We start from the raw sequence: 15,242 nt of genomic DNA on the forward strand, positions 1-15,242 counted from the left end.
CCGGTTGGTGGTGCGGGGCGGGTTATTCCACGGCACTTCTCATGCGCGTCCCAATTCGTCACGGATGAAGGCGAACATTTCGTCGTCGGATGCCGTCTCCAGTCGGTCGGCGACGGATTCGCCGGCCTCGTTCTCGTCACCGCCGGTGACCTGGACCTGGCTGCCGGTCCACTGGGCGAGCAGGGCCCGTAGCCGTTCGGTGATGGCCTCGCGCCCCAGGTCGTCCACGTCGAGGTCGGTGAGGGCGGCGGCCATCCGGTCGATGTCGGTGTGCACGGACTCCGCGGTGGCGGCGCCCTCCTGGAGGAGTTCGGCCCGCAACAGGCCCACCAGGGCCTGCGGCGTGGGGTGGTCGAAGGCCAGGGTCGCCGGCAGCTTCAGCCCGGTGGCCCGGCCCAGCCGGTTGCGCAGCTCCACCGAGGTGAGCGAGTCGAAGCCCAGGTCGCGGAAGGGGTGTCCGGGCTTGACGTCGTCGGTGGTGGGGTGGCCGAGTACGGCCGCGGCGTGCGTGCGGACCAGGTCGAGCAGGATGCGCCCGCGCTCCTCGTCGGGCAGCGGCGCCAGGCGCTGGCGCAGCTCGGCCGCCGCCGCGGTGGTGCCGGCCGGCTCCGCCTCGGCCGCCTCGCGCAACCGCCGCATGACGCGGGTCGCCTCCGGCAGCGCGTCCAGCAGCCGGGTGGGGCGGGCCATGGTGAACAGGGCGACGAACTGTTCCCAGTCGATGTTGGCCAGGGCGATGAACGTGTCGTCGTTGTCCAGGGACTGCTTGAGCGCCGCGATGCCCAGGTCGGGTTCGAGGAACGGCAGGCCCTGCGCCTGCGCTCGCTCACTGATGGCCAGCCGCTCGGCGGCGTAGCTCTCCTTGATGTCCACCGGCCGCCACACGCCCCAGGCCATCGAGGTGGCGGCGAGGCCACGGGCGCGCCGCTGGTAGGCCATGGCGTCCAGGTGGGCGTTGGCCGCCGCGTACGCGCCGTGGTAGCCGCTGCCCCAGAACGCGGCGATCGAGGAGTAGAGCACGAACGCGTCCAGGGTGTCCTGGTCGAAGAGGCGGTCCAGGTGTTCGGCGCCCTCGACCTTGGCGGCGAACGCGTCGGCGAAGTCGGCCGGCCTGGCCTCGTCCAGCGGGCCGAGGTCGATGTGGGCGGCGGTGTGCACGACCGCGCGGATCGGCGGCCCGTCGGCCTCCACGCGCCGTACCAGGTCGGCGAGTTCGTCGTAGCTGGCGATGTCGCAGGCGGCGATGGTGACCCGGGCTCCGAGCGCGGTCAGCTCCCGCTCCAGTTCGGCGGCGCCGGGCGCGTCGGGCCCCCGGCGGCTGGTGAGGACCAGGTGCGCGGCCCCCCGCTGGGCGCACCAGCGGGCCAGCAGGGTGCCGAGCGCGCCGGTCCCGCCGGTGATGAGCACGGTGTCGCGGGGCTGCCAGTCGCGCACCGGCTCGCCGCCGCCGAGCAGGTCGCGCACCATGCGGCGGGCGAGCATGCCGGTGCCGCGCACGGCCACCTGGTCCTCGCCGTCGAGCCCGGCGATGACCGCGACGAGGCGGTCCAGCGCCCGCTCGTCGGCGTCGGCCGGCAGGTCGACCAGGCCGCCCCAGCGCGTGGCCTGCTCCAGCGCGGCGACCCGGCCCAGGCCCCACACCTGGGCCTGGACGCGGCTGGGGCGCGGGTCGGCGTCGTCCACGGCGACGCCGCCACGGGTCACGCACCACAGCGGCGCGGCCAACCCCGCGTCGCCGATGGCCTGGAGCAGCGCGAGAGAGCCCATCACGCCGGCGGACAGGGTGGCGTGGTCGGGGTGCGGCGAGGCGTCGTCCAGCGGCCACAGCGACAGCACGCCGGTCAGACCGGAGCCGTCGCCGACGACCTCGCCGAGCCGGGCGGTCAGCTTGGCCCGGTCGGCGTCGGCGGCCTCCACGTCGAGGCGTACGACGTCGGCCCCGTGCCGCTCCAGGGCGGCCAGCGCGCCCCGTACGGCGGGGTCGTCGGCGCGCTCCGTGGGCACGACGGCCAGCCAACCGCCGCGCAGCGCGGGTGCGGGCGCGTCGGGGACCGGGTGCCAGGCGATGGTGTAGCGCCAGGAGTCCACCTCGGACCGCTCCTGGTTGCGCCGTCGCCAGGCGGACAGCGCGGGCAGTACGGAGCGCAGCGGCTGCTCCGGGTCGACCTGGAGGGTCTCGGTCAGCCGGGCCAGGTCCGCGTCGTCCACGGCGTCCCAGAACGCGGCCTCGGCGGGGTCGCGGTGCGCGGCCTCGGGTCGTACGTCGCCGTCGGGCTCGATCCAGTACCGCTGGTGCTGGAAGGCGTACGTCGGCAGCTCCACGGTGCGGGCACTGGCGAGCAGCGGCGCCCAGGTGACGGCCACGCCGCCGGTGTACGCCTCGGCGAGCGAGGCCAGGAAGCGGCGCGGCCCGCCCTCGTCGCGGCGCAGCGAGCCGACGGCGACGATCTCGGCGGCCGGGCCGTCGGCGGCCCCGGCGCGCTCGGCGGTCTCGCCGATGGCCATGGTCAGCACCGGGTGCGCGCTGCACTCGACGAAGACGCCGTACCCGTGGTCGAGCAGGGCGCCCGTGGTGCGCTCGAACTCGACGCTCTGCCGCAGGTTGCGCACCCAGTACGCGGCGTCGAGCCCGGCCGTGTCCACCGGCTCCGCCTCGACCGTGGAGTAGAACGGCACTTCGGCCGAGCGCGGCGCGACCCCGTCCAGGACGCGCAGCAACTCGTCCCGGACCGACTCGACCTGCGGGGTGTGCGAGGCATAGTCCACGGGGATGCGCTTGGCCCGCACCTCGTCCGCCTCACAGCCGGCGACCAGCTCGTCCAGGGCGGCTGGCTCGCCGGCCACCACCGTGGCCGACGGCCCGTTGACGGCGGCGACGGTGATCCGCTCACCGTACCCGGCGATCCGCTCCTCGGCCGCCGCGCGCGGCAGGCCGAGCGAGACCATGCCGCCCTTGCCGGCGAGGCGTTCGCCGATCACCTTGGAACGGAGCGCGACCACCCGCGCCCCGTCCTCGTACGACAGCGCCCCGGCGACGACGGCCGCGGCGATCTCGCCCTGCGAGTGACCGACCACGGCGGCCGGCTCCACGCCGTACGAACGCCACAGCTCGGCGAGGGAGACCATCACCGCCCACGAGATCGGCTGTACGACGTCAACCCGCTCCAGCGAACCGTCCAGCTCGGCCGCGAAGTCCCAGTCGATGAACGGGGCCAACGCCTCGCCACACCGCCGCATCGACTCCGCGAACACCGGGGCCGAGGTCATCAACTCCCGTGCCATCCCCGCCCACTGGGCGCCCTGGCCCGGGAAGACGAAGACGGGGCGGTCGGCGGCGGGGGTGACGGTGCCACGGACCACGGCGGGGCCGCTGGTGCCGTCGGTGCCTCGGGCGAGCTGGTCGAGGCCGGCGAGGAGTTCCGTACGGTCCGCTCCGACGACCACCGCGCGGTGCTCCAGGGCGGCGCGGCCGCCGATCAGCGTGCCCGCCACGTCCAGCGGGTCCAGCTCCGGGTGCTCAGCCAGGTGGTCGCGGAGCCGGGCCGCCTGGGCGGTCAGTGCCCGCTCCGTCTTGCCGGCCACCACCCACGGCAGCGCCCCGTGCCCCGTGCCCCGCGCGTCGGCGTCGTCGGCCGGCGCGGGCCCGACGTGCGCGGCGTGTTCAGCGTTTTCAGCGTGTGCCTGTTCCACGATCACGTGGGCGTTGGTGCCGCCCATACCGAAGGCGGAGACACCGACGCGGCGCGGGCGGCCCGTCTCGGGCCACGGCCGCGCGGTGGACAGCGGCGAGACGGCGCCCGCCGACCAGTCCACCTCGGGCGTCGGCTCGTCGGCGTGCAGCGTCGCGGGCAGCACGCCGGCGCGCAGCGCGAGCACCGACTTGATGACGCCGCCGACGCCGGCCGCGGCCTGCGCGTGCCCGATGTTCGACTTGAGCGAGCCGATCCACAGCGGCTCGTCGCCGTCCCGGCCACGCCCGTACGTCGCGAGCAGGGCCTGCGCCTCGATCGGGTCGCCGAGCGTGGTGCCGGTGCCGTGCGTCTCGACGGCGTCGACGTGCGCGGCCGAGAGCCGGGCGTCGGCCAGGGCCGCCTCGATGACCCGCTCCTGGGAGGGGCCGCTCGGGGCGGTGAGGCCGTTGCTGGCACCGTCCTGGTTCACGGCGGAGCCCCGTACCACCGCGAGCACCTGGTGACCGTTGCGTACGGCGTCCGACAGGCGCTCCACGAGCAGCAGGCCGACGCCCTCGCCGAGGCCCATGCCGTCGGCGCCGGCGCCGAACGCCTTGCACCGGCCGTCGGCGGCCAGACCGCGCTGCCGGCTGAAGCCGACGAACTCGGCGGGCGTGGACATCACCGCGACGCCGCCCGCGACGGCCAGTTCGCACTCCTCGTTCCGCAGCGCCCGCACCGCCAGGTGCAGCGCGACCAGCGAGGACGAGCAGGCGGTGTCCAGGGTGATGGCGGGGCCCTCGAAGCCGAAGCTGTAGGCGACGCGGCCGGAGACGACGCTGGCGGCGCCACCCGTCAGCAGGTGGCCCTCGAAGCCCTCGGGGACCTGCTCGATGCCGGAGCGGTAGTCGAGCGGGTTGGCGCCGATGAAGGTGCCCACGCCCGCGCCGCGCAACGACAACGGGTCGATCCCGGCCCGCTCCAGCGTCTCCCAGGTCAGTTCGAGCACCAGCCGCTGCTGCGGGTCCATGGCCAGCGCCTCGCGCGGCGAGATGCCGAAGAGTCCGGCGTCGAACCGGTCGGCGTCCTCCAGGAACCCGCCCTCGGTGACGTAGCTGGTGCCCTCCCGGTCCGGGTCGGCGTCGTAGAGGGCGGCCAGGTCCCAACCACGGTTGGTGGGCAGGCCGGAGATGGCGTCGCCGCCTTCGGTGAGCAACCGCCACAGCTCCTCCGGGGAGCGCACCCCGCCGGGGAAACGGCAGGCCATCGAGACGATGGCGATCGGCTCCTGGCTACGCGACTCGACGCTGCGCAGCCGGCTCTGGGTCTGCTGGAGTTCGGTGGTGACGCGCTTGAGGTAGTCGAGGAGCTTCTGTTCGGTGTCGCCGCCGGGCGTGGCCTGCTGGGGCGCGGCGCCCGGGGCGGGCGTGGCCCGCCGGGCGTCGGGGGCCGGCTGGGGCGGGGTGGGCGTGGGCTCGTGGCTGGGCATGGTGGGTTTCTCCCGGGGAGGTCGATGTCGGGCCTGACGGTGGGGGGCGTTCCGGAATCCGGCGTTTCGGAATCAGGTCGTACCGAGCTCCCGGTCGATCAGGGCGAACATCTCGTCGGCGGTGGCCGACGCGACGTGCGTGGCCTCGTGGTCGGGGGCGGCCTCGGGTGCCGGCCGCGCGGTGGCGCCGGGCGCGGCCTCGGTCCACTTCCACAGCAGGTCCTGGAGCCGCTTGGCGATCTTGTCGTGGGTGGTGCCGTCGGCGGCGAGGCCGGTCAGGGTCTCCTCAAGCCGGTCCAGCTCGCCGAGGACGGGGCGCGCGGCCCCGTCGCCGTCCGCGTCCTCCGGCAGCAGCTCGGCGCGCAGCCTGCGGGCCAACGCGAGGGGCGTGGGGAAGTCGAAGACAAGCGTGGCGGGCAGCTTGAGCCCGGTGGCCGCGCCGAGCCGGTTGCGCAGCTCGACGGCGGTGAGCGAGTCGAAGCCCAGCTCGCGGAAGGCGCGGTGGGCGTCGATGGTCGCCCCGCCGTCGGCGTGCCCGAGCACGGCGGCGGCCTGGGTGCGCACCAACTCCTGGAGCGCGTGGTCCTGTTCGCCACGGCTCCTGCCGGCGAGGCCGGCGAGCAGCGGCGTCGCGTCGGCGTCCGCCGCGCCGTCCGCGCCGTCGGCCGACTCCGTGGCGGCCAGCCCCCGGCGCGCCTCGGGCACCTCGTCGATGAGGCGGCTGGGCCTGGCCATGGTGAACAGCGGCACGAACCGGCCCCACTCCACGTCGGCGACGGCCACGAACGTCTCGTCGTGGTCGAGCACCTGTCGCAGCGCGGTGAACGCCAGGTCCTTGTCGAGCAGCGGCAGGCCGTGCCGGCTGGAGCGCTCGTTCTTCAGGGTGCGCAGCTCCGTGTTGCGCTCGTCCCAGTCGTTGGCCGCGTCCCAGATGCCCCAGGAGACGGCCGTGCCGGGCAGGCCGCGCGCCCTGCGGTCCTCGGCGAGCGCGTCGAGGTGGGCGTTGGCCGCCGCGTACGCGCCGTGCTCGCCGCTGCCCCAGAACCCGGCGATCGAGGAGAACAGCACGAACGCGTCCAGCGTGTCCGTGGCGAACAGGGCGTCCAGGTGGTCGGCGCCGAGCGTCTTGGCCCGGCACACCTCCGCGTACCGCTCGGCGGTCGTCTCGGCGATGGTGCCCAGCTCGATGTGGGCCGCGGTGTGCACGACGGCGCGTACGGGGCTGCCGTCGCGCGCCAGCCCGTCCACGAGGGCGGCCAGGGCGTCCCGGTCGGAGACGTCACAGGCGGCGATGGTCACCCGGGCGCCACGGCCCCGCAGGTCGGCCTCCAACTCGGCGGCGCCCACCGCGTCCCGGCCCTTGCGGCTGGTCAGCACCAGGTGCTCGGCGCCACGGTCGGCCAGCCAGCGGGCCAGGTGGCCGCCGATGCCACCGGTTCCACCGGTGACGAGCACGGTGCCGCGCGGCCGCCAGGCGCGCGGGGCGCTGCGGTCGGCCAGCGGCGCGCGCACCATGCGGCGCGCGAGCGGGCCGGCGGCGCGCAGCGCGAGCTGGTCCTCGCCAGCACCGTCGCCGGCGAGCACCGCGCACAGCAGCCGCAGGGTCCTCTCGTCCGCCGCCACGTTGCCGGTCACCGCCGTGTTCCCGGTCACCGCGCTGTCGGTCGCCGTGCCGTCGGTCGCCGTCGCGCCGTCGGCCGTGGCGGGCAGGTCGACGAGTCCGCCCCACAGCCGGGGCTGTTCCAGCGCGGCGACCCGGCCGAGGCCCCACACCTGCGCCTGGAGCGCGCTCACCGAGCGGTCGGTCGCGGTCGCGGCGACCGCGCCCCGGGTCACGCACCACAGCCGCGCGCCCACCCCGAGCCCACCGGCCCGGCCGGGCCCGCCCGCCGCGTCGGCGGCGCCGTCGGCCGTAGCGTCGGTGGCTCCGTCGGTGGCTCCCTCGACCGCGCCGTGGGTGGCCCCGTCGGTGGCGCCGCGCCGCGTGGTCAGGTCGCCCAGCGCCTGGAGCAGGGCGAGCGTGCCCACGGCGCCCGCCGAGGTGCCCGCGTGCTCCGGGTGCGGGGCCTCGTCCAGCGCCCACAGCGAGACCACGCCGGCCAGTTCGGCGGCGTCCCCGACGGCCTCGGCGATCCGCGCGGCGAGCTTCTCGCGCTGCGCGTCGGCGGCGTCCACTACCAGCCGCAGCGGCTCGGCCCCGCGCTCACCCATGGCGCGCACCATCCCGGTCACCAGCGGGTCGTCGGCGTACGACGCGGGCAGCACCACCAGCCAGGTGCCCGCCAGTGTGCCCGGGAGCTTCGCCAGTTCGGTCTGCTGCCGCCAGGCAGCCCGGTAGCGCCAGGAGTCGATGACGGAGCGCTCGCGGCGCTGCCGCCGCCAGGTGGCGAGGGCCGGCAGCACCGCGCCCAACTCCTCCTGCCCGCCGTCCGCGCCCAGCGTCGCCGTCAGCTCCGCCAGGTCCTCGCGCTCGACGGCCGCCCAGAAGCGCTCCTCCACCGCGTCCTGCGGCGCACCAGCCGCCGCCCCGTCCGCGACCTGGCTCTCCAGCCAGTAGTGGCGACGCTGGAAGGCGTACGTCGGCAACTCCACCGACCGGGCCCCAAGCATCAGCGGCGTCCAGTCCACCCCCACGCCCGCCACGTGCGCCTCCGCCAGCGAGGCCACGTACCGCCCCAGCCCACCGTCATCACGCCGCAACGACCCGACAGTGGTCACCGAAGCGTCGGGGCCCGCCGTCTCCTGGATGCTCATCGACAACACCGGGTGCGCCGCGCACTCCACGAACACCCCGAAACCGTCCGCGATCAACCGCTCCACGGCCGGCCCGAACCGCACCTCCTGCCGCAGGTTCCGCACCCAGTACGCGGCGTCAAGGCCAGCCGTGTCCACCGGCTCCGCCTCCACCGTGGAGTACAGCGGGATCTCGGCCGAGCGCGGCGCCACGCCGTCCAACACCCGCAGCAACTCATCCCGGACCGACTCGACCTGCGGCGTGTGCGAGGCGTAATCCACCGGGATGCGCTTGGCCCGCACCTCATCCGCCTCACAACCAGCCACCAACTCATCAAGAGCGGCAGGCTCACCGGCGACGACGGTCGAGGCCGCACCGTTCACAGCCGCGACCGCGATCCGCGCACCGTACGGAGCGATCCGCTCCTCCGCCTCCACACGCGACAACCCGAGCGAGACCATCCCGCCCTTACCGGCAAGACGCTCACCGATCACCTTCGAACGGAGCGCGACCACCCGCGCCCCGTCGCTGAGCGACAACGCCCCAGCGACCACGGCACCCGCGATCTCACCCTGCGAGTGACCCACCACCGCCGCCGGCTCAACCCCGTACGAACGCCACAGCTCAGCAAGGGAGACCATCACCGCCCACGAGACGGGCTGCACCACATCAACCCGCTCCAGCGAGCCATCCACCTCAGCCGCGAAGTCCCAGTCAACGAACGGAGCCAACGCCTCACCACACCGCGCCATCGACTCCGCGAACACCGGAGCCGACGCCATCAACTCCCGCGCCATGCCCACCCACTGCGCACCCTGACCCGGGAAGACGAAGGTGGTCTTGCCGTGTGCGGTGGCCTGGCCCTGCACGAGGTGGGGGGCGGGCTGTTGGTGGGCGAGGGCAGTCAGGCCGGCGGTGAGGCTGGCCCGGTCGGTGCCGATGACGGCGGCACGGTGCGCGAAGTGGGCCCGCTCCGTGGCGAGCGAGTGGGCCACGTCGGCGGCGGCCAGGTCGGGGCGCGCCGCCAGCGCCTCGCGGAGGCGCTCCGCCTGGCCGCGCAGGGCGGCGGGGGTCTTGGCGGACAGCAACCAGGGCAGCGGCTGCCCCTCGGGCGCCGGCGGGGGCGCGGCCGGCGCGTCCGGGGCCTGTTCCAGTACGACGTGGGCGTTGGTGCCGCTCAGGCCGAAGGAGGAGACGGCGGCGCGGCGCGGGCGGTCGGTGGCCGGCCAGTCGGTGTGGTCGGTGAGCAGGGCGACGGCGCCGGTGGACCAGTCCACCTCGGGTGTCGCCCGCGCGACGTGCAGCGTCTTGGGCAGCAGTCCGTGCCGTAGCGCCTGCACCATCTTGATCACCCCGGCGGCGCCGGCGGCGGCCTGCGCGTGCCCGATGTTGGACTTCACGGAGCCGAGCCACAGCGGCTGGTCCGCGTCCCGGTCGCGCCCGTACGTCGCGAGCAGGGCCTGTGCCTCGATCGGGTCACCGAGCGTGGTGCCGGTGCCGTGCGCCTCCACGGCGTCCACCTCGTGGGCGTCCAGGCCAGCGTTGGCCAACGCCTGGCGGATGACGCGCTGTTGCGAGGGGCCGTTGGGGGCGGTGAGGCCGTTGCTGGCACCGTCCTGGTTGACGGCCGAGCCGCGCACCACCGCGAGTACCCGGTGGCCGTTGCGGCGGGCGTCCGAGAGCCGCTCGACGAGGAGCACGCCCACGCCCTCGGCGAGCCCGAAGCCGTCCGCGTCGGCGGCGAACGCCCGGCAGCGGCCGTCGGCCGACAGCCCGCGCTGCCGGCTGAACTCGGTGAACGCCGCGGGCGTCGACATGACCGTGACGCCGCCGGCGAGCGCGAGAGCGCACTCGCCGTTGCGCAGCGCCTGCGCGGCCAGGTGCAGCGCCACCAGGGACGACGAGCAGGCCGTGTCCAGGGTGACGGCGGGGCCCTCAAGGCCGAGGGTGTAGGCGATGCGGCCGGAGGCGACGCTGGCGGTGTTGCCGGTCATCCGGTAGCCCTCGGCCCCGTCGCCCGCGCCGTCGCCGTACGCGTAGTGGGTCAGGCCGGTGAACACCCCGGTGTGGGTGCCGCGCAGGGTGCCGGGGTCGATGCCCGCGCGCTCCAGCGCCTCCCAGGACGTCTCAAGCAGCAACCGCTGCTGCGGGTCCATGGCCAGCGCCTCGCGCGGCGAGATGCCGAAGAACTCCGCGTCGAACTCGGCGGCCTCGTGCAGGAACCCGCCCTCGCGCACGTACGTCCTGCCGGGCGCGTCCGGGTTCGGGTCGTACAGGCCCTCCACGTCCCAGCCGCGCCCGCCGGGCAGCGGCGAGATGGCGTCGCCGCCGGCGGCGACCAGGTCCCACAGTTCGTCGGGCGAGCTGATGCCGCCGGGGAAGCGGCAGGCCATGCCGACGATGGCGATCGGATCGTCATCGGTGCCGCCGGTGCCGGCGCGGGCGCCGGGGACCGGGAGCGCGCCGGGGGGCTGCTCGCCGGCGAGTTCGGCGACCAGGTGCGCGGCGAGCGCGGCCGGGTTCGGGTAGTCGAAGACGAGCGTGGCCGGCAGCTTGAGGCCGGTGCGGGTGATCAGCCGGTTGCGCAGTTCCACGGCGGTCAGCGAGTCGAAGCCGATCTGCCGGAAGGCGCGGCCCGGTTCGACGGCCGCGGGCGTGCCGTGGCCGAGTACGGCGGCGGCGTCGGCCCGGACCAGGTCGGTCAGCTCGCGCTCGGCGTCGGCCCGGGGCAGGGCAGCGACGCGGGCGGCGAGCCCGCCGGGCGCCCCGTCGGCCTCGGCCGCCGGGGCGGTGGCCGCCGACGCGAGTGCGGCGAGCGCGGCGCGGGCCTCCGGCACGCCCTCAAGGAGGCGGCTGGGCCGCTCCGTGGTGAAGACGACGGCGAACCGGTCCCAGCGCATGTCGATGACGACGGCGTTGGTCTCACCGGCGTCCAGGGCCCCCTGGAGCGCGGCGGTGGCCGCCTCCGGGTCCATGGCGAACACGCCGTGCCGGCGCGCCCGCTCCCCCACCTCGCCCTCGGCCATGCCGGAGCCGGCCCAGGTGCCCCAGGCGACGGCGGTCGCGGGCAGGCCCTGGGCGCGGCGCACCTCGGCGAGCGCGTCCAGGTGGGCGTTGCCCGGGGCGTAGTTGCCCAGGCCCGGGGTGCCGAGGACGGCGGTGAAGGACGAGAAGAGGACGAACGCCGACAGGTCGAGGTCGCGGGTCAGCTCGTGCAGGTTCTCCGCGCCGCGCGCCTTGACCCGCAGCACGCGCTCCACGCGCGCGTCGGTGAGCCCGTCGACCATGCCGTCGTCCAGGACGGCGGCGGTGTGCACGACGGAGGTCAGCGGATGCTCGGCGGGGACGCCGGCCAGCAGCGCGGCCAACTCGTCCCGCTCGGCGATGTCGCAGGCCGCGAGGGTGACGCGGGCACCGAGCGCGGTCAGCTCGCGCTCCAGCTCGGCCGCGCCGGGCGCGTCGGCGCCGCGACGGCTGACCAGCAGCAGGTGCTCGGCCCCGTTGCGGGCCAGCCAGCGGGCGACGTGCGCGCCGAGCGCGCCGGTGCCGCCGGTCACCAGGGTGGTGCCGCGCGGGGCCCAGCCCGCCTCGGCGCGCTCCGGGGCGGACGCGGCGGCGCGTACGAGTCGGCGCGCCCGCACGCCGCCCGGGCGGACGGCGAGCTGGTCCTCGCCGTCGATGCCGGTCAGGCAGGCGGCCAGCGCGGTCTGGGCGCGCTCGTCCACGGCGGCCGGCAGGTCGACGAGGCCGCCCCAGGTACGGGACTGCTCCAGGGCGACCACCCGGCCAAGGCCCCAGACCTGCGCCTGGGCCGCGCCCCGTACGCCCTCCCGCTCGTCGGTGGCCATCGCGGACTCGGTGGCGCACCACAGCGGCGCGTCGAACCCGCCGTCGCCGAGGGCCTGTACGAGGCGCAGGGTGGCGGCGTGGCCACGGGTGAGGGCGGTGTGGCCGGGCAGCGGGCGCTCGTCCACGGCGGTCAGCGCGAGCACCCCGGCCAGGTCGGTGACGCCCGCGCAGGCGGCCCGGAGGGCGTCGGCGAGCGCCGCGCGGTCGGTGGTCGCCGGGTCAACGGTCAGCGTGACGACGCGCGCGCCGGCCCGCTCCAGGGCGCGTTCGGCACCCTCGGCCCAGCCGCCGCGCGACCCCTCGGACCAGGCGTACGGGGCGTCGGTCGCCCCCGCCTCGGGCTCGGCACCCGCGTCGCCGGTGCCGGCGGCCGGGAGCGCCAGCAGCCAGGTGCCGGACAGGACGGGTGTGTCCAGGGTGGCGATGGGCTGCCAGGTGACGCGGTAGCGCCAGGAGTCGATGACGGAGCGCTCGCGGCGCTGCCGCCGCCAGGTGGCGAGAGCCGGCAGTACCGAGCCGAGCCCGTCGGGCCCGCTCTCGACGCCCAGCGTCGCCGCCAACTCCTCCAGGTCCTCGCGCTCGACGGCCGCCCAGAACCGCTCCTCCACCTCGTCCCGGGGCAGCGCCGCCGCGGTCGCCGTGGCCTCGGCGTCGGTCGCGTCGAGCCAGTACCGCTCGCGCTGGAAGGCGTACGTCGGCAGTTCGACGGCGCGCGCCCCGGCCAGCAGCGGCGTCCAGTCCACCCGTACGCCCGCCACGTGCGCCTCGGCCAGCGAGGCCACGTACCGCCCCAGCCCACCGTCATCACGCCGCAACGACCCGACAGTGGTCACCGAAGCGTCCGCGCCGGCCGTCTCCTGGATGCTCATCGACAGCACCGGATGCGCCGCGCACTCCACGAACACCCCGAAACCGTCCGCGATCAACCGCTCCACGGCCGGCCCGAACCGCACCTCCTGCCGCAGGTTCCGCACCCAGTACGCCGCGTCCAACCCCGCCGTGTCCACGGGCTCGGCCACCACGGTCGAGTAGAACGGCACCTCGGCCGAGCGCGGCGCCACCTCGGCCAGGACGCGCAACAGCTCGTCCCGGATCGACTCCACCTGCGGCGTGTGCGAGGCATAGTCCACGGGGATGCGCTTGGCCCGCACCTCATCCGCCTCACAACCAGCCACCAACTCATCAAGAGCGGCAGGCTCACCGGCGACGACGGTGGAGGCCGCACCGTTCACGGCCGCGACCGCGATCCGCGCACCGTACGGAGCGATCCGCTCCTCCGCCTCCACACGCGACAACCCGAGCGAGACCATCCCGCCCTTACCGGCAAGACGCTCACCGATCACCTTGGAACGGAGCGCCACCACCCGCGCCCCGTCCTCCAACGACAACGCCCCAGCGACCACGGCAGCCGCGATCTCACCCTGCGAGTGGCCCACCACGGCCGCCGGCTCAACCCCGTACGAACGCCACAGCTCAGCAAGGGAGACCATCACCGCCCACGAGATCGGCTGTACGACATCAACCCGCTCCAGCGAGCCATCCACCTCGGCCGCGAAGCCCCAGTCAACGAACGGAGCCAACGCCTCACCACACCGCCGCATCGACTCCGCGAAGACCGGGGTCGAGGCCATCAACTCCCGTGCCATACCCACCCACTGGGCACCCTGGCCCGGGAAGACGAAGACCTGGTTGCGGGCGCCGCCCGTGGTTTCGCCGGTGGTGACGTGGGGGGCGGGGCGGCCCTGGGCGAGGGCGGTGAGGCCGTCGAGGAGGGTGGCGCGGTCGTCCGCGACGACCACGGCGCGGTGGTCCAGGTCGGCGCGCGTGGTCGCCAGGGAGAGCGCGACGTCGCGGATGTCGGTCTCCGGGCGGTCGGCGAGGTACGCGCGGAGCCGGCCGGCCTGCGCGCGGAGCGCGACCGGGTTCTTGCCGGAGACGGGCCACGGGACGGGCCCGACCGCGCGCGTGCTCGTGGCCGGGGTGGTCGCCTCGGCGGCGTCGGGCGCCGTGGCGCCGGCCTCCTCCGGGGCGGCGTCCGACGGCGGCTCCTCGAGGATGACGTGGGCGTTGGTGCCGCTGACGCCGAACGAGGAGACGGCCGCCCGGCGCGGCGCGTCGGAGCGCGGCCACTCGCGGGCCTCGGTGAGCAGTTCGACGGCGCCCGACGTCCAGTCCACGTGCGGGGTCGGCGCGTCCACGTGCAGCGTTTTCGGCAGCAGCGCGTGCCGCATGGCCAGCACCATCTTGATGACGCCGCCGACACCGGCCGCGGCCTGGGTGTGGCCGATGTTGGACTTGAGGGAGCCGAGTCGGAGCGGGTCGGCTCCGGGCGCGCGCTGCCCGTAGGTGGCGAGCAGGGCGTGCGCCTCGATGGGGTCGCCGAGCCGTGTGCCGGTGCCGTGCGCCTCCACGGCGTCCACGTCCCCGACGCCGAGCCGCGCGTCGGACAGCGCCTGCCGGATGACGCGCTCCTGCGAGGGCCCGTTGGGGGCGGTGAGGCCGTTGCTGGCACCGTCCTGGTTGACGGCCGAGCCCCGTACCACCGCGAGCACCTGGTGGCCGTTCCTGCGCGCGTCGGACAGCCGCTCCACGAGCAGCACACCCACGCCCTCGGACCAACCCGTGCCGTCGGCCGCCGCCGCGAACGACTTGCACCGACCGTCGGCCGCAAGGCCGCGCTGCCGGCTGAACTCGACGAACAGCTCCGGCGTGGGCATCACGGTCACGCCGCCCGCGAGGGCGAACGAGCACTCGCCCTTGCGCAGCGCCTGCACGGCCAGGTGCAGCGCGACCAGCGACGAGGAGCACGCGGTGTCCACGGTGACGGCCGGGCCCTCAAGGCCGAGGGTGTACGAGACCCGGCCCGAGATGACGCTCGCGGCCTTGCCGGTCATCCCGTAGCCCTCGATGATCTCCGGCGCGGTGCGACCGAAGACGCCGTACCCGGGGTGGCCGGCGCCCATGAAGACGCCGCCGTCGCTGCCCGCCACCGACGACGGGTCGATCCCGGCCCGCTCCAGGACCTCCCAGGAGGTCTCCAGGAGCAGCCGCTGCTGCGGGTCCATGGCAAGGGCCTCGCGCGGCGAGATGCCGAAGAACTCCGCGTCGAACTCGGCCGCGTCGTGCAGGAACCCGCCCTCGCGCACGTAGCTGGTGCCCGGTGTGGACAGCTCCGGGTCGTACAGGGCGTCGGTGTCCCAACCCCGGTCCTCGGGGAACGGTGTGATCGCCGTCGCGCCCGCGTCGCCCCCCGTGGCCCCGTCCCCGCTCCGTACGGCCCCGTCGCCCGGCTCGGCGACGTCGGTGATCAGGCGCCACATGTCCTCGGGCGAGCGCACGCCGCCCGGGTAGCGGCAGGCCATGCCGACGATCGCGACGGGCTCCTGGTCGCGCTGCTCCATCTCCGCGATGCGGCGACGGGCGGTGCGGAGGTCGGTGGTGGCTCGCTTCAGATAATCGCGGAGTTTGTCTTCGTTGTTCACCGGGTTGTCACACCTAT

The 15,242-nt window shown here is 75.4% G+C and carries 2 protein-coding genes; both read right to left on the bottom strand.

Annotated elements, in window-relative coordinates; all coding sequences use genetic code 11:
* Positions 1–39: 39 nt before the first annotated feature.
* On the bottom strand, positions 40–5,160 hold the full coding sequence (locus OYE22_RS09145) for a type I polyketide synthase (RefSeq protein WP_277319942.1): 5,121 nt from the start codon (positions 5,158–5,160) through the stop codon (positions 40–42).
* Between the two features lie 72 nt (positions 5,161–5,232).
* Positions 5,233–15,225: a type I polyketide synthase gene (locus OYE22_RS09150; protein WP_277319943.1), complete on the bottom strand. Its 9,993-nt coding sequence runs from the start codon at positions 15,223–15,225 to the stop codon at positions 5,233–5,235.
* Positions 15,226–15,242: the final 17 nt, after the last annotated feature.

It is taken from the genome of Streptomyces sp. 71268 (genome assembly GCF_029392895.1).
Taxonomy (GTDB): Bacteria; Actinomycetota; Actinomycetes; order Streptomycetales; family Streptomycetaceae; genus Streptomyces.